The following is a 15,718-nucleotide window of genomic DNA, read 5'->3' as shown; positions in this document are numbered from 1 at the left end:
CAGGCTCGGCCCCGGTCGAGCGGTCCCGCCGGAGCGGTCGCAGCACCGCCCGACCCGGCGGGCGCAGCCCGGCCGCGCCGAGCAGCGCGCCGGAGGCCGCGAGCTGGACGTTGCCGAACGTGTCAACGAGGACCACCTCGGTCTCCACGGTGCCATCCGGGCGTAGCCGAGCCAGGGCCGCCCGCGGACGGACCAGGGTCGCCGGCTCCACCGGCTCACCGACCTCCTGGAGCGGCGTCCCACGCGCCAGGGCGGCAGCCACCGGGGCGAAGACCTCCCGGCCGTGGAACGTCGCGGGGGTTCCGGGCCGCACCGCCAGCGTGACCGCGGCCTCGATCCCCCCCAACCGCTCGGCCGCGGAGATCAGCAGGCCGTTGTCGGGCCCGACCAGGTGACCGCCGACCGCGCGCAGTGCCAGGGCCCGGCGCGACGTGCCCACCCCGGCGAGGTGCACCCCCCGAGGCAGGGAACCCACCGTCTGGGCGAGCACGGCCGCCCCCCGCCGCACGTCCCCCGGCGGCACCAGGTGGGTCACGTCGATGATCCGGGCGTCCGGCACCGTCTGCAGGATCACCCCGTGGCAGGCTGCAACAAAGCCGTCGGCGAGTCCGTAGTCAGTGGTGAAGCTGATGCACCTCACCGGCTCAACCTGACGTCAACCCGACGGCCCGGAGACGGGCGCCTCGCCGAGCCCGCTGCCGTCCCGGCCCGGTGGGTCCGGATGGCCGTGCACCCAGCCCTCGTCATCCACCCAGCCCTCGCTGTCGACCACCCGGTGGGGATCGGCCTCCAGGGCCGGCGGCTCGCCCGCCGCCGGCTGGCCCGGATCGTAGCTGGCGGACCGGTCGCGTTCGGGCGCCGGACCGCCATTGGCGATGACCACCGCGACCCACGGAATGATCACGGCCATCGCGACAGCGACAAACCGCAGCCAGCCGTGGAAGGCGACCACGGCGAGCACGAAGCAGAGCATCCGGAACATCATCGAGAGGAGGTAACGCACCTCCCGCCGATGGATGTCCGACTGCCGCGACCGGGCCGCGGACGTGATCAGGACCGTGTCCTGCCGCCTGAACATCACGCGTACACCTCGATGGCTCTCACTCCCCGACCGGCGCGCCGCCCCGCGCCTCCAAATATCCTCCTCACCGGCGCCCTGGGAAAATGCTGGCGGCCGGCGTGCGACGGTGCGGACCAGGAACCATGGCGCCCGCCGGGCGCCGTGTCGAACGACACCATGTCGGATAGCATCATGTTGCACTATGTCGTGTGACATAATGTCAAGTAACACTATGGTAGATAGCACTATGTCAAGTGGCACTATGGAGTCGAAATGAAATAACTTGCGCGTTTCGAACCCTCCACAGGCCTGTAACCTGCGATGATGCTCTCGATCACGTATTTGTTACTTCATTACGTCCCCTATGTCAGATGACATCGTGTCGAATAACACTATGTCGGGTGACGCTGTGTTAGATGGCGCCAGGTTGGACGGGAATCCGGCCCGGATCCGCCGACCGGATGAACAGCCGGTCGTGTACACCCGTACGGTGCACCAAGCTGTGCCAGAACGTTCATGTAACGGTCGGCTGGCCGTCTGCGGCACGGCTCCATACCCTGCCACGGTGCTCGTGTGCGCATAGCGGTGATCACCGAGTCGTTCCTCCCCCATGTCGACGGGGTGACGAACACGGTCTGTCGAGTGCTGGAACACCTGCGGGACCGGCAGCACGAGGCGATGGTCATCGCGCCGGCTCCGGCGCCCGCCGCCCGACGCGCGGCGGCGCGCAGCCACGCCGGCGCACCGGTGCTGTGGGCGCCGTCGGCTCCCCTACCGGGTTACCCGGCGTTTCGCTTCGCAGTCCCGTGGCCCGGGCTTCCCGCCGCCTTACGGGAGTTCGACCCGGACATCGTCCATCTGGCGGCGCCCGCCGGCCTCGGGGCGCAGGCGGTGTTCGCGGCGCGGCGGCTCGGCATACCGAGCATCGCCGTCTACCAGACGGACATCGCCGCGTTCGCCGCCCGCTACGGGCTGGCCACCGCGGAACGCACGATCTGGCATTGGCTGGCCATCGTACACCGGCTCGCGGCCCGGACCCTCGCGCCGTCCTGGGATGCCGTCGACACCCTCCTGAGCCAGGGCGTGCAACGGGTCGCCCGCTGGAGTCGAGGGGTGGACCTCGAACGCTTCCACCCGGCGCACCGGGACGACGAACTGCGCCGCAGCCTCGCTCCGAACGGCGAGGTCCTGGTCGGCTACGTCGGCCGGCTGGCCCGGGAGAAGCGGGTGGAGCTGCTCGGAGCGGTGTCCGACATCCCGAACACCCGGCTCGTCGTCGTCGGTGACGGCCCCTCCCGCCCCACCCTCGCCCGGTCGATGCCGAACGCGGCGTTCCTCGGATTCCGCGCCGGGCAGGAGCTCTCGGCTGCGGTCGCGAGTCTCGACGTCTTCGTCCACACCGGCATCCACGAGACATTCTGCCAGGCGGCGCAGGAGGCCAAGGCGAGCGGGGTACCGGTGGTCGCCCCCGCGGCGGGCGGGCTGCTAGACGTTGTCGAGCACGGCCGCACCGGGCTGCACTACACTCCCGGCGACCCCGCGGCCCTGCGGGCGCAGGTCGCGGCCCTGGCCGACGACCTCCCTCGCCGGGTGGCGATGGGTGCGGCGGCCCGGGAGTCGGTCGTGGGATGCGGGTGGAGCGCAGTCGGCGACGAGCTGCTCGGCCACTACCGTGACGTGCTCGGCACCGGCGGCGGGGCCGGCCGCTTCGGCCGCCTCAGGCACCCCGGCCCGGTCATTGAGGGACGGAGCGGACGGCGGGGCGGACGACGGGACGGATGGGACGCACGCGAGCGGCCCGGGACGAGAAACGACGGGTGGTCAGCATGAAGATCGTGCAGGCGGCAAACTTCGTCGCGCCGGCCTCCGGCGGCATCCGGACGACACTGCGCCACCTCGCCGCCGGCTACACCGCGGCGGGCCACGAGGTCGTCCAGATCATTCCGGGCGAGCAGGACGCCGAACTGGTCCAGCCGGATGCCCGCGTGTTCCAACTACGCGCCCCCCGGCTACCCGGAACCGGTTACCGGATCATCACCGAGCCGTGGCGCGTCACCGACCTGCTCGACCGGGAACGGCCCGACCGGCTCGAGGTCCACGACCGGGCGACCCTGCGTCCACTAGCCCGATGGGCCCGCCGTCGCGGGGTGCCGTCGCTGGTCGTCAGCCACGAGCGGCTCGACCGCCTGCTCGGCACCTGGACACCCGCACCGCTGCGGGGAGTCCTGCCGGTCTCGACAGCCGCGGACCGGGCGAACGCTTCGCTCGCGGCCGCCTTCGACTCCGTCGTGGCGACGACGGCCTGGGCGGCGGCGGAGTTCGTCCGCATCGGCGCCGGCAACCTGCGCCACGTTCCGCTCGGCGTCGAGCTCGACCGTTTCTCCTCCGCTCACCACGACCTGACCCTGCGACGCGCCTTCGCCCGTGACCAGGAGGCGCTGCTGGTAGTGGCCAGCCGGCTGGCACCGGAGAAGCGGGTCGACCTCGCCGTGGACGCGGCAGCCGAACTCGTCCGCCGCCGGGTGCCGGCGCGCCTGGTGATCGCCGGTGACGGGGCCCATCGGGGCCGGCTGGAACGGCACGCGGCCGGGCTGCCGGTAACCTTCCTCGGGTTCGTGGCCGACCGGGAACGGCTCGCCGGCCTGCTGGCGACCGCCGACCTCGCGCTCGCCCCCGGCCCGGTGGAGACCTTCGGGCTGACCGCCCTGGAGGCGCTCGCCAGCGGCACCCCGGCAGTGGTGCACCACGCCAGTGCGCTCGCAGAACTGATCGTCCCGGGAGTAGGCGTGATCGCCGCGGGCAGCGGATTCACGTTCGCCGACGCCGTCGTGGACCTGCTGTCCGCCTCGCCGGCGCAGGTCCACGCGCGCCGGGTCGCGGCCCGGGCCCGCGCGGAGCAGTTCCCCTGGTCGACCACGGTCGCGGGCTTCCTCGCCTGCCACGACTCGCCCGGTCCGGCCGCCCCGGGCACGGCCTTCCCGCAGCCACCGGCGCCGCCGCTCGCGGCCTGACTCGCGGCCTGAAAGGCGGGCAGAGCCATGGACTCCCGTACCGGATCCCGACGGTTCGTCGCGCTGGGCGACAGCATCACGGTCGGCCTCGGCGACGGCGTGACGATGGGACGCGAACACCGCCGCTCCGCGACGGGAGGACGGGGCTTCGCCGCCCGGCTCGCCGCGTGCCTGGGCCCGGCCGGCGCCGTGGAATTCACCAATCTGGCCACCACGGGAGCGACCACGCACGACGTGCGTACCCGTCAGCTTCCCGTCGCCCTGTCGCTAGGCCCCCAGATCGCCAGCGTGATCGCCGGCATGAACGACGTGCTGAAACCGACGTTCGATCCGCTGCGGTTACGTCAGGACCTGGTCTGGACGGTGGGCCGTCTGCGGGCTGACGGAGTCGTCGTGCTCACCGCGACCATGCCCGATCCCAGCCGGCTGCTCCCGGTGCCGGCGCCGTTCGGCCGGATCCTGAGCGAACGGGTCGAACGGCTCAACGCGGCGGTCCATGCCGCGGCCCGGACGGACCCCGGGGTGTTGATGGTCGACCTCGGCGGGCACCCTGCGGTGCGCAGCCGGTCCAGCTTCGACGTGGACCGGATCCACCCGGGGCCACGCGGCCACCGCCTGATCGCGCAGGCGTTCGCCCATCGTCTGTCGCACGCCGGGGTAGCACTCGTGGGTCTGCCGGACGGACCCGATCATGAGGAACCGGCTCCAGGAATCATCGAGCATTCCTACTGGCTGCTGAGCGTGGGCCTGCCCTGGCTGGCCGGGCGGTGCCTGCCCAGAGGCGACAAATGGCGCTATCACCCGGAAAAAGGTCTGGTACGGCCTCCTCGGCGAGCCTGAAGGCTCCTCGATTGCCTACGGTAGGCAATGTGCTTCCCGCCCTGTCAGCGTCGCCCCGGTCCGGAGTCCTCACCGGATGGGGCAATGCGTGGCTTGCCGGGCTCGTCGGGCTCGACGACGTCATCACCCAGATGCACCGCGCGCTCGGCGGCGAGGCGGCGCCGCACACCCTCGGCGACGAGCCGCTCGTGCTGGGCCTGGGAGCCCTGCGTTCGGCCGGAGCGCAACGGCTCCGGCTGGTCCTGCCCGCCCCCGGGGACGCCACCGGCCTGCCCGGCCCGGCGGAGGTGAACAGGGACGCGATCACCGCCGGGGAGGCGATCATCGTAATCGGCCCGAACCCACCGCTGGTGCTCGTTCCCGGGGTCGTCGTGCACGGGCCGGCCCTGGAGGGGCGGCTGGAGTCGGTGCACTGGCGGGTGCTCGTCGCGTCCCGCGTGCCACCGCCCGGAGCCGGCCTGCGCGCCGCGGAACACGACCTCAGCAACGCGATCCGCACCACGACGGCCGCGCTCATCGACCTCGACATCGCAAGCGCTCGCCCCGAGGTGCTCGCCCTGCTGCGCGACCGCGGGGAGGAGGAGCCGGGCCCGGGGCTGGGCCCGGGTCATCCACCGGGGGCGCACGCCCTGCTGGCCCGGGCGGAGCGGTTGTCGGCCCTGCTCGACCTCGCTGCCCGGGACGACGGTGCCGCGGTGACCGCGAGCGAGATCGCCCGCAGGTCCGCGGCGCTGCGCAACCTTTCCGCGGCAGTGCGTCGCGCCTATGCAGCAGCCTACGATGCCTTCGACCCGACGTACGCCCCTGTGCCGCCCTCGAACTGACGATCTGACGATCGCCGGCTGCCCGCCCCGGCCGGCCCCGGCCGGCTCCGATCAGTTCAGCCGAGGGCAGAAGTGCCCGGCCGGATCGTCCGGGCGGCCGCACAGGACGCACGGTGGACGCCCGGCGGCAACGATCGTGCGGGCTCGTTCGATGAAGGCACGGGCCTGTTTGATCGACAGTCCCACCCGCAACGAGTCGAGCTCGTCCTCGCTCTCGGGGAGCCGGAACTCCCCGGGGGACAGCCCGGCCGCCTCGACGAAGACCCGGTGGCCGTCCCAGGACACCGTGAGCTGGCCCAGATGGAAGTCCTCCTCGAACGGGGCATCCAGCGGGGCAAGATCGATCTCGACGTCCGAAGCGGTCGGAAGCACGATGCCCTGGGTCTGGCCCACCTGGCCTAGCAACGCGGTCAGCCCCTCCGCCAGGGCGGTGACCTCGGTCTTCTCCAGACCGACCGTCACGACCTGACCACGCCCGGCAGCCTGCAGGAAGAAGATCCGGTCACCCGGCTGGCCGACGGTTCCCACCACGAACCTTTCCGGGGATTCGAACACGTAGCGCCGCATATCTCCGATCGCTCCGTTACCTTGACTCGCTTCGTCGTTCGGTCCTGATCGCTTCGTTCCCCATCAGTATCGGTTCCCCATCAGCCTCGGCTCACCATCAGTATGGCCGCCTCGCCATGCGGTCCGCCCTCCCCCACCCTCCTGGCTTCAGGACCACCCCGGATTCGGGTCCGCGGGGGTTCAGGTCCGCGGCGGCCCGAAGGGCTCGCAGCAGTGCGCGGGGCAGTCCGCCGGCCAGGGCCCGAGGCCGGTCAGCGACCGTCGGGCGCCGCCGGGACGACGCAGCTCCTCGATCAGTTCTCCCACCATCGAGACGAACCGCGGATCCACCCCGACGGTGCCCGCCCGCGTCGCCGGCAGGCCCAGCTTCCGCGCCCGTTCCAGGGCCCCCACGTCGAGGTCATAGCGGACCTCCATGTGATCGCTGACGAATCCCAGCGGAATGATCACGGTACTGGCGGCCCCCGCCGCGGCCAGCCGCGCGAGCCGATCGCGCACGTCCGGCTCGAGCCACGGCACGTCCGGCGACCCACTGCGGCTACAGAAGGCCAGGTCGAAGGGATGACGCACGCCGGTGATGCGTTCGATCCCCTCGGTGATCACCGCTGCGGTAGCCCGCAACTGGTGAGCGTAGGCGCCCTCGCCACGCCCGCTGGCGCGGGCCTGCGCGAGGGGGAGCGAATGCGCGGTGAAGATCAGATGGGCATCGGGACGCACCTTCGCCGGCAGGTCGGCCAGCGCCGCGACGCCGCGGTCCACCATCGGCTCCACGAACCCCGGATGGTCGAAGAACAGCCGCAGCTTCACCAGCTCGGGCGCACGGTCCCCCACCGCGGCGGCGGCCGCCGCGAGGTCCTCCCGGTACTGCCGGCATCCCGAGTAGGACGAGAAAGCCGAGGTGACGAAGCACGCGGCACGCCGGATGCCGTCGGCGGCCATCTGGGCGACCGTGTCGGTCAGATAGGGCGCCCAGTTCCGGTTCCCCCAGTAGACCGGCAGCCCGGGCAGCTCCGCACGCAACGCGGCGACCAGCGCCCGGTTCTGCTCGTTGAGGGGGCTACGCCCACCGAACAGGTGGTACTGCTCGGCGACGACCGCCAGCCGGGAGGCGGGGATGTCCCGGCCCCTGGTCACGTTGCGGAGGAACGGCAACACGTCGCCGGGCCCCTCGGGACCCCCGAACGAGACGAGCAGCAGAGCGTCCACGTCCCCCGGTGCCCCGGCCCCGCTCATCTCGGCACGCTGCCGGCGATCTCCGCCGGATAGTTCGGGAAGTAGCGGGTGATCTCGGACAGCTCGAAGGTGGGCAGGATGGACCCGGCCGGTTCCCGCGCGAGCAGGAACGCGAACGACGCGCGGACCAACGCGATCAGGCCCGGCACATCGTCGGGCGAGAGCCCCACCGCCGCGAGCACCTTGTCATCGACCTGCACCCGGTAGTTGAAGGAGAGCCCGCGGACTCCCGGAGACGTCTCCTCCGCGACCTCGACATCGAAGTCGCGGCCGCCGTATGGTTCCACCCGAATCACGCCCACCGACCCACCCCCTCGCGGTTGCGCCGACCGCACCGCCGCAGCCGCCTCAACTGCTGAGCCACCTCAGCTGACAGGGATGGCGCGCCCTTGGTTTCGATCAGCCAGCGGCGTGGCGGCACGGCGACGCCGCGCCACCTACGATATCCGTTAAGGCGCGCCGGATGCGTCGTCGGCGGGCAAGAAGATCGCCCGGACCGACCTCCGCGCGGCAGCCGGGGCGGGCACCGGCCCACCCGGGCACCATCGCGGGCGATCCAGTCGATGATCAGACGGCCAGGTGAGCCTTCATGGCGCGGGCCCGCTCGCCGAGCTCGGGCATTCCCACGACCGTGACCCCGGCCGCGCCGAGCAGTTCGTACTCGACCGCGACCCGACTTTGACCAGCCTGCATTCTGCAGTCACAATGCAGGCATGCCAATTGCAGTCACCGTACGCGACGCACCGGAAGACGTACGTGACACGCTCGCGCAGTACGCTCGCCAGCAAGGCCAGTCACTGCAGGCGTTCCTACTCGGAGTACTCACCCGACAGGCCCGGTATGCCCGAAACCAGCAGGTCCTCGCTGCTGTGGAAGACGAACTCGCGGCGGGCGGCGGCGCCGGCGTGGATGCTCCAGCCGCCGCCGACGTGCTGGCAGCCGCCCGCGCCATGCACGTCGAGGCGACATCAACGGACGAGCCAGGAGCGCACGGTTCCGGATGGTCGTAGTGGACGCTTCCGTGCTCGCCAACGCCCTCGTCTACGCCGACGACCGAGGGCGACGGGACCGCTCGATCCTGAGCGCCGACCCAGAGTGGGCGGCTCCCGAGCACTGGAAGATCGAGCTGTTCTCGGTCATGCGCGGGCTCGCTCTCGGCAACAAGATCAGCGATGGCCAGGCGCAGGCCACGATCAACCGGATTCCCCAGCTTGGCGTCGACCACGTTCCCGTCGAACAGCTCCTAGGAGTCGAAATGAAATAACTTGCGCGTTTCGAACCCTCCACAGGCCTGTGACCTGCGATGATGCTCTCGATCACGTATTTGTTACTTCATTACGTCCCCCTACCCCGCATGTGGCAGCTCCGCGCCAGCATCAGCGGCTACGACGCCGCCTACGTCGCGCTCGCGGAATCCCGAGCCATCACTCTCGTCACCTCCGACGCCCGACTCGCCCGCACCGCCACCCGCTACTGCACCATCCGCCTCGTCGAATAGGCGCGTGTCTCACGTCGGGTATTGCTCTAGGGAGTCGAAATGAAATAACTTGCGCGTTTCGAACCCTCCACAGGCCTGTGACCTGCGATGATGCTCTCGATCACGTATTTGTTACTTCATTACGTCCCCTAGGGGCTGGGCACAGACGAGCAACCGAACCGGCACCAGCGGCCCGCGGTACGCACCGGGACGCAGGTGCGATGGGATGGCAGCTGCCACCATGCCGCATTGATCGTTTTCGTCTATCGTCGCGGAACATGAACAGCGGCCACGAGCATGAGCTCCCCACCCATGGCCACGCTCACGCCCACGGGCACGGGCACGGGCACGGGCATCATCACGGCGGGCACCCGCACGGCGGACAGCATGACCACCACGCGAGCGGGCGGTGGGCGCGGCTTCGTCACGGCCTGTCAGACCTGGCCGGAGGGCACAGCCACGATCCGGCGGACCAGATCGACGACGCGTTGGAAGCCGACACCGCCGGCCGCCGCGCCCTCCTGATCAGCCTGGCCGGTCTCGGGCTGACCGCCGCCCTGCAAGCCGCCGTCGTGGCACTGTCCGGATCGGTCGCGCTCCTCGGCGACACCCTGCACAACGTCGCCGACGCGCTCACCGCGGTCCCCCTGCTCATCGCCTTCACCGTGGCGCGCCGCCCGGCCACCGCCCGGTTCACCTACGGCTACGGCCGCGCCGAGGACCTCGCCGGCCTCGCCGTCCTCGCGATGATCGCCCTGTCGAGTGCGCTCGCCGCCTGGGCCGCGATCGACCGCCTCCTGCACCCCCAGCGCGTCGACCATCTGGGAGCGGTCGCCGCGGCCGGGCTCGTCGGCTTCCTCGGCAACGAGATCGTCGCCCGCTACCGCATCAGGGTCGGCCATCAGATCGGCTCCGCCGCCCTCGTCGCCGACGGCCTACACGCCCGCACCGACGGTCTCACCAGCCTCGCGGTGCTCCTCGGCGCCGCCGGTGTCGCGGTGGGCTGGCACTGGGCCGACCCCGCCATCGGCCTGGCGATCACCCTGGCGATCCTCGGCGTCCTACGCTCCGCCGCCCACGTCGTCGGGGCCCGGCTCATGGACGCCGTCGACCCCGCCGTGGTCGCCGAAGCCACCAGGGCACTCCTGCACACCGAGGGCATCGAGGCCGTCCGCGAGCTGCGGCTGCGCTGGATCGGCCACACCCTGCGCGCCGAAGCCGACGTCACCGTCGATGCGAACCTGACCCTGACCGCCGCTCACGACCTCGCCCACGCCGCCGAAGCTCACCTGCTGCGCCGCATCCGCCGCCTGTCCGCCGCCACCATCCACACCAGCCCCGCCCACCACCACGCCGCCACGACGGTCCCCTAAGCCGCAACGCCGATCACACTCGATCACGGTGCCGCCGAAGCGGTGCTCAGTGCCCCGTGCTCAACTCAGTGCCCCATGCTCAGCCCGCCGTCCACGGGGATCAGCGCACCGTTGATGTAACCGGCCTGCGGGGAGGCGAGGAAGGCGACGAGGGCTGCGACGTCCTCGGCCTCACCCATGCGGCCACCGGGGATGCTGGCGGTGAGCTGCTCCCGCTGCGCCTCGGTCAGCGCGTCGGTCATGTCGGTCCGGATCGGCCCCGGAGCGACCACATTCGAGGTGATGTTGCGCGGAGCCAGCTCGCGGGCGAGGGAACGGGCGAAGCCGATCAGGCCGGCCTTGGACGCCGCGTAGTTGGACTGGCCGGGGCCGCCGACGGAGGCGACGACGGAGGAGATGAAGATGAGCCGACCCCGGCGCAGCCGCATCATCGGCCGGGAGGCACGCTTGGCCACCCGGTAGGCGCCGAGCAGGTTCGTGTCCACGACCTCCTGGAACGCGTCCTCGCTCATCGTCGCCAGCAGGGTGTCCCGCACGATGCCGGCGTTGGACACCACGATCTCCACCGGCCCGAGCTCGGCTTCGACCTCCATGAACGCCCTGTCGACGCTCTCGCTGTTGGCGACGTCCAGACGGACGCCCAGCATCCCCTCGGGGGCGGTGCCCCCGCGGCTGGCGACCGCGACCCGCTCACCCGCGGCCGCCAGGGCGGCGGCGCAGGCGGCGCCGATCCCCCGATTACCACCTGTTACCAGTGCGACACGACCCTCATTTGCGCCCATGAGTCAGATGGTAGCGGCCACCGCGTCGAATCCCGGTGTCCGCCGACGATGACGCCTCAACCGCCGACCGGCATCGGCTTGGCCACCCTCGCGATCCTCCCTGGTGCCGCCCCGAACCGGTCACGCGAACCGGTCACGCGAGCGGGATGGTCGACACAGGTGGAACGATCCGGGCGGGATGGTCGCTCGGGCGGGACGATCCGGGGGGACGATGCGCGCATGCGTCTGATGATCCGAGTTCAGCCGGGCGCCGGGCGGACCGCGGTGGGCCGCCGGCGCGAGGACCCGCTGCACGGCCCGCTGCTGGTCGTCCGGGTCACCGAGCCGGCCGTTGACGGCCGGGCCACCGAAGCCGCCCTGCGGGCCCTGTGCGCGGCGCTGCGGGTGCGCCGGGGAGACGTCCGGCTGGTCCGCGGCGCGACCAGCCGAGTCAAGGCCGTCGAGGTCGAGGTGGCACCGGTCGACGAGCCCGCGCTCCGGATCCGGATCGACGAGCTCGGCCGGGACGGCTGACCGCCGGGGCGGCAGTCCTGGCACGGCAGTCCCGGCATCACCGGGCTGACGCACGACGGCCAACGCCACCGCGATGGAACGCGGATGCTGAAATGGTACGGCCACCGTGGTGAAGGTGGGATACCGACGCGGACACACCATGTGACGGCGGCGGGCACCGCCGATCCGGCCGGCGGCGCAACCTCCGACCGGCACCGCACCACCGCACGTCCAGACTTTGGGAGGTCGGAGTCGTGGGACGTAGGCCGGTCATGCGCAGGCCCGATGTCAGACCGGTGGAGGCGGCGCACACGCGCTCCGGCCGGGGGGAGATGATCATTACGCCAGACGGCGCCGCGGGGCCGGTCCCGGCCCGGTCCGTGGATCCGCCCGCGCCGGGGACCGACGGCCGGGTCACACACGACGACCAGACCGACGACCGGGCCCGCGAACACCGGGTCACCCACGAACGCCGGGTCACCCGCGACGACCGGGCCGAGGGCGGTCCGCCGGGAGCCGCCAGCCCCCCGACCGGACCGACGAACGGAGACGACGTCGTGGGAACCCAGACCTCGCCGGCCGCGGCCCAGGCCATCCCCGGGCCCCCAGACCCGGCCATGCCGGGGCCGCCCGGTGGCGTACTCGACCTCGCCGCGCTGGCCGCCGTGGAACGGCGGCTGCGGAGCGTCGCGGCCCGGATCATCGACGGGGACGAACGCGCCGGGCAGCGGTCCGCGGTCGCCGCCGAGTCGGAACGGGCGGCCGTGGCCTCGGTGTCGAGCATCGCCACGGTGCTGTGGTTCGACGCCCTGCGCGCCGAGGACCGCGTCAGTGTGACTCCACGCGCCGCCCCGCTGATCCATGCCGTCCATCACGTCCTGGCGCACGCCAGGCCGACGGCTGAGGAGACGACGGCCGAGGAGACGGCGGCCGCATCACCCGTCCCCGCCGTCTACCGGCTCCCCCAGGCCCGGCCGGGTGAGATCCGTCCGAACGGGGTCCGTTCCGGGCCCGATGGTCGGCCGTTGCGTGCCCTCGGCGCCGGCAACATCGGACCGAGCGGGACGGTCTGGGCGGCGTTGGCCCGCCGTTATGCCGGGGAACGCTTCGACCGGACTCCCCAGGGTCGGCAAATCTGTCTGATCGACTACTCCGAGCTGCACGACCCGACCGTCTGGGAAACAATCACCGATGAGCGGATCGCCCATCTCGGCGAGCTGTTCTGGGTGGTGACGGTGTCCGGCTCCGCGCCGGCCGGACCGGTCGGCGGCATCGGCAAGCCCGCCCGCGCGGCGCGCATGTTCGAAGCCGCCGGCTGGCAGGTGCTCACCGTCCGGTACGGACGCGTCCTCGAGGCGCTCTTCCGGGCCCCCGGCGGTCACGCGCTTCGCAACCGCCTCGACCAGCTCCCGATGGGCGACTACCGCGCGCTGCTGCAGGCCCACGGAGCCGACCTGCGCCGCCACCTCGCCGGGCCCGGCGCGTCCGGCGCCGGCATCAGCCGCCTGCTGGACACCCTCACCGATGACGAGAGCCATGCCTGCCTGCGCGATCTCGGTGGCCACGACCTCCCCCTGCTGATCGACGCCTTCGATGAAGTCGCGACGGACCGGCCCACGGTCCTGTTCGCCTACACCAGCGACGAGCTCACCCGAGAGGATCGCTCCCACGGCGGACAGATCCGCAGCGAACAGATCCACAGCGGACGGACCGCCGGCCACGCGTCCGCGGCCCCGTCCGCCGGACCGGGCACGGCGCCGGCCGCCGGCGGTGGCACCCGCCCGGCCCTCCCGCCGGGAGACGACGCCGCGGCCCACCGCCTCGCCCAGCACGTCGCCGGTTACCTGGACCGGGTGCCGGTGCCGCTCGGCGCGGCCCCACCCGTGCCGACCGACTCCGACCACCGCTTCCCGGCATGGATCTCCACCCAGGAGGCGTTCGGCGAGATGCTGCGGGACCTACCCCGGCTCGCGCCCCAGGCGGCCGCCGCGGTGCTGACCATCAGCACGCGCAACGCCGACCCCGTCCTCGCCGGCTGGCTGGCCGCGGCGGACCGGACCGACGGGGAACAACCGGGCCGGCATGTGGCCGGAGGCCTGTCGGCCACGGCCTTCGGCGGGGTGCTGGCCTCACTGGGAGTAGCCTGGAGCCGCCAGGGTCTGCCGCTGCTGCCCGTCGGAGTCGCCGACGAGGTGGCGGTCGGACGGGTACTGCCCGGCTGGATGGCCGGCGCCACCGCGGACGCCCGATCGATGCTCGCCGTGGCGGACACCGGTCTCGACCCGGTCGTCCGCAACCTGGCCTGGAACGGTGGCAACGTCGTCCCCGCCCCGGTGGCCGCGACGTGGGAACCGGCCTTCGCGCACGATCTCGCCTGGTGCCTACTGGCCGGCCTCGGCGGGCTGGCCCGCCTCGACGGCACCTCCTGCGTGATCCGGCTCTCCGCCCGCCCGGTCGATCAGCGCCTCGCCGAGGTCCCCGTGGACGCGCTGGAACGGCACCGACGCCGGGCCCTGGTCCTCGCCGGAGGGTACCGGCTCCACGAGGGCGGCCCCGACGCCGCGCTCACCCTCGTCGGGGTGGGTGCGGTCATGCCGGAGGTGCTGCACGCCGCGGCGGAGCTACGCGCCGGCCTCGGCCGAGAGATCACGGTCGTGTGCGTGACCTCCCCGAACGCGATGTTCCACGCGCTGCAGGCCCGGCGCGGGTTGGCCGAGGGTTCCGACGCCCTGCTCACCGAGGTGTTCCCCGCGGACCGGCGCACCCCGATCGTGACGGTGGTCGACGGGGACCCCCGTGCCCTGAGTTTCCTCGCCGGCGTCCACGGAGATCCCATCTCCGCCCTCGGTTCGAGCGCGCCACTGCCGGAGGCCTCCGGGCCGCCGGGAGGGCCGCCGGGGGACACCGACCCGGGCTCATCGACCTCCGGCGCCGCCGGCCACGCCGGCAGCGGCAACCTCGCCCGGCGGGACACGGCCTCGTCGCGGGACCGCCGTCGCCGCCCACCGGTGGAGCTGGACACGATCGTCGGAACGGCCCTGGACCTGCTGGACGAGACGGCCGGCTGATCCGGGCCAGACCCACCACACCCGGGCCCCGGGACCCCGGCCGCGCCCTGCCCCCGACGGCCAGCTGCGCCCTGCTCCCGACGGCCAGCCGCGCTCAGACCCCGACGGCGTGCACGCCGCCGTCGACGTGGACGATCTCGCCGGTGGTGGCCGGGAACCAGTCCGAGAGCAGCGCCACGCAGGCCTGGGCGGCCGGCGCAGTGTCGTGGACGCTCCAGCCAAGCGGCGCCCGGCCGTCCCAGATCTCCTCGAACTGGCTGAAGCCCGGGATGCTCTTGGCCGCCATGGTCCGCAGCGGGCCGGCCGCGACGAGGTTCACCCGCACGCCCCGGGGTCCCAGATCACGGGCGAGGTAGCGGGTGGTGGAGGCGAGGCCGGCCTTCGCCACGCCCATCCAGTCGTACGACGGCCAGGCGACGGACGCGTCGAAGTCCAGGCCGACGATCGACGCCTTCTCAGCGAACAACGGTAGGGCGGCCCGGGTGAGCGACGCCAGCGACCAGGTGGAGATCTGCAGGGCGGTGCCGACCTCGGACCAGGCCGCCTCGACGAACGGCTTCCCACCGAGCACCGATTCAGGTGCGAACCCGATCGCGTGCAGCACGCCGTCCAGGCCGTCGACATGTTCGAGCACCTGCCCGGCCAGCACCGCGAGATGCTCTTCGTCGGTGACGTCCAACTCGACGACGGGCGCCGGGGCGGGCAGTCTCTTGGCGATGCGGCGGGTCAGCGACAGCCCCCGCCCGAATCCGCTGAGGACCACCGCCGCACCCTGCTCCTGGGCGATGCGGGCGACGCTGAATGCGATCGAGGCTTCCGTGAGAACCCCGGTGACGAGAACGCGCTTGCCTTCGAGAAGTCCGCTCATGGGCTGCATACTCCCAAACATCGCCGTCCCGGTAGCGACACCGCCGCCGGGAAGTCGCCCCCGCCGTCAGCGGCGGGTGCCGTCGCCCGCCCACCGTTGCCCGCCCACCGTTGCCCGCTCGGC

Annotated in this window: 18 protein-coding genes; 10 read left to right on the top strand and 8 right to left on the bottom strand. The window is 72.3% G+C overall.

The window, feature by feature from the left end; all coding sequences use genetic code 11:
* Together AC08OQ_RS09445 and AC08OQ_RS09440 are read right to left on the bottom strand one after the other, a co-directional pair.
* Nucleotides 1-640, bottom strand: a 640-nt coding sequence (locus AC08OQ_RS09445) for an SAM hydrolase/SAM-dependent halogenase family protein (protein ID WP_476611987.1), incomplete at its 3' end; no start/stop codon positions are given.
* A 15-nt stretch (nt 641-655) separates the two neighbouring features.
* Complete coding sequence (locus tag AC08OQ_RS09440; protein ID WP_476600550.1) at nt 656-1,078, bottom strand: DUF3099 domain-containing protein; 423 nt, start codon at nt 1,076-1,078, stop codon at nt 656-658.
* 555 nt (nt 1,079-1,633) lie between these two features.
* Here AC08OQ_RS09440 and AC08OQ_RS09435 point away from each other — a divergent pair.
* Genes AC08OQ_RS09435 through AC08OQ_RS09420 form a run of 4 tightly spaced genes read left to right on the top strand, consistent with a single transcriptional unit; the run spans nt 1,634 to nt 5,735 of the window.
* On the top strand, nt 1,634-2,890 hold the full coding sequence (locus AC08OQ_RS09435) for a glycosyltransferase family 4 protein (RefSeq protein ID WP_462188563.1): 1,257 nt from the start codon (nt 1,634-1,636) through the stop codon (nt 2,888-2,890).
* A complete protein-coding gene (locus AC08OQ_RS09430; RefSeq protein ID WP_476600552.1) occupies nt 2,887-4,071 on the top strand; it encodes a glycosyltransferase in 1,185 nt (394 codons plus the stop codon). The genes AC08OQ_RS09435 and AC08OQ_RS09430 overlap by 4 nt, the downstream gene beginning before the upstream one ends.
* Before the next feature lie 27 nt (nt 4,072-4,098).
* On the top strand, nt 4,099-4,911 hold the full coding sequence (locus AC08OQ_RS09425) for an SGNH/GDSL hydrolase family protein (protein WP_476600539.1): 813 nt from the start codon (nt 4,099-4,101) through the stop codon (nt 4,909-4,911).
* Between the two features lie 11 nt (nt 4,912-4,922).
* A complete protein-coding gene (locus AC08OQ_RS09420) occupies nt 4,923-5,735 on the top strand; it encodes a hypothetical protein (protein WP_476605152.1) in 813 nt (270 codons plus the stop codon).
* 51 nt (nt 5,736-5,786) lie between these two features.
* Here the strand turns inward: AC08OQ_RS09420 and AC08OQ_RS09415 are convergent, their stop codons facing one another.
* From AC08OQ_RS09415 to AC08OQ_RS09400, 4 genes are all read right to left on the bottom strand, one after another.
* Nucleotides 5,787-6,302 (bottom strand): DUF3090 domain-containing protein, encoded by a 516-nt coding sequence (locus AC08OQ_RS09415; protein WP_462188560.1) that lies wholly within the window; start codon nt 6,300-6,302, stop codon nt 5,787-5,789.
* 180 nt (nt 6,303-6,482) lie between these two features.
* Nucleotides 6,483-7,535: a ferrochelatase gene (locus AC08OQ_RS09410; RefSeq protein ID WP_476600544.1), complete on the bottom strand. Its 1,053-nt coding sequence runs from the start codon at nt 7,533-7,535 to the stop codon at nt 6,483-6,485.
* A complete protein-coding gene (locus tag AC08OQ_RS09405; RefSeq protein WP_476600546.1) occupies nt 7,532-7,822 on the bottom strand; it encodes a hypothetical protein in 291 nt (96 codons plus the stop codon). Before AC08OQ_RS09405 ends, AC08OQ_RS09410 begins: the two co-directional genes overlap by 4 nt.
* Before the next feature lie 280 nt (nt 7,823-8,102).
* Nucleotides 8,103-8,228 carry a hypothetical protein gene (locus AC08OQ_RS09400; protein WP_462188557.1) on the bottom strand — a complete coding sequence of 42 codons (126 nt, stop codon included), beginning with the start codon at nt 8,226-8,228 and terminating at the stop codon, nt 8,103-8,105.
* A 20-nt stretch (nt 8,229-8,248) separates the two neighbouring features.
* On the opposite strand from AC08OQ_RS09400, the gene AC08OQ_RS09395 reads away from it, so the two are divergent.
* From AC08OQ_RS09395 to AC08OQ_RS09380, 4 genes are all read left to right on the top strand, one after another.
* Complete coding sequence (locus AC08OQ_RS09395; RefSeq protein ID WP_462188556.1) at nt 8,249-8,545, top strand: hypothetical protein; 297 nt, start codon at nt 8,249-8,251, stop codon at nt 8,543-8,545.
* A complete protein-coding gene (locus AC08OQ_RS09390) occupies nt 8,536-8,799 on the top strand; it encodes a type II toxin-antitoxin system VapC family toxin (RefSeq protein WP_476605153.1) in 264 nt (87 codons plus the stop codon). Before AC08OQ_RS09395 ends, AC08OQ_RS09390 begins: the two co-directional genes overlap by 10 nt.
* A gap of 39 nt (nt 8,800-8,838) precedes the next feature.
* Nucleotides 8,839-9,033 carry a hypothetical protein gene (locus AC08OQ_RS09385; protein WP_476605154.1) on the top strand — a complete coding sequence of 65 codons (195 nt, stop codon included), beginning with the start codon at nt 8,839-8,841 and terminating at the stop codon, nt 9,031-9,033.
* 257 nt (nt 9,034-9,290) lie between these two features.
* Nucleotides 9,291-10,385 (top strand): cation diffusion facilitator family transporter, encoded by a 1,095-nt coding sequence (locus AC08OQ_RS09380; RefSeq protein ID WP_476601833.1) that lies wholly within the window; start codon nt 9,291-9,293, stop codon nt 10,383-10,385.
* A 65-nt stretch (nt 10,386-10,450) separates the two neighbouring features.
* Here AC08OQ_RS09380 and fabG read toward each other — a convergent pair whose 3' ends face one another.
* Nucleotides 10,451-11,167, bottom strand: coding sequence for a 3-oxoacyl-ACP reductase FabG (gene fabG, locus AC08OQ_RS09375; RefSeq protein WP_462188907.1), 717 nt, complete (start codon nt 11,165-11,167; stop codon nt 10,451-10,453).
* A 219-nt stretch (nt 11,168-11,386) separates the two neighbouring features.
* On the opposite strand from fabG, the gene AC08OQ_RS09370 reads away from it, so the two are divergent.
* Together AC08OQ_RS09370 and AC08OQ_RS09365 are read left to right on the top strand one after the other, a co-directional pair.
* Complete coding sequence (locus tag AC08OQ_RS09370; protein WP_462188908.1) at nt 11,387-11,680, top strand: DUF167 domain-containing protein; 294 nt, start codon at nt 11,387-11,389, stop codon at nt 11,678-11,680.
* 233 nt (nt 11,681-11,913) lie between these two features.
* Nucleotides 11,914-14,727, top strand: coding sequence for a pyruvate dehydrogenase (locus tag AC08OQ_RS09365; RefSeq protein WP_476601834.1), 2,814 nt, complete (start codon nt 11,914-11,916; stop codon nt 14,725-14,727).
* Between the two features lie 94 nt (nt 14,728-14,821).
* Here AC08OQ_RS09365 and fabI read toward each other — a convergent pair whose 3' ends face one another.
* On the bottom strand, nt 14,822-15,595 hold the full coding sequence (gene fabI / locus AC08OQ_RS09360; RefSeq protein WP_476601835.1) for an enoyl-ACP reductase FabI: 774 nt from the start codon (nt 15,593-15,595) through the stop codon (nt 14,822-14,824).
* Nucleotides 15,596-15,718: the final 123 nt, after the last annotated feature.

The organism is Frankia sp. CcCS3 (assembly GCF_977927575.1).
This window is presented reverse-complemented; position numbering and strand designations above follow the sequence as displayed.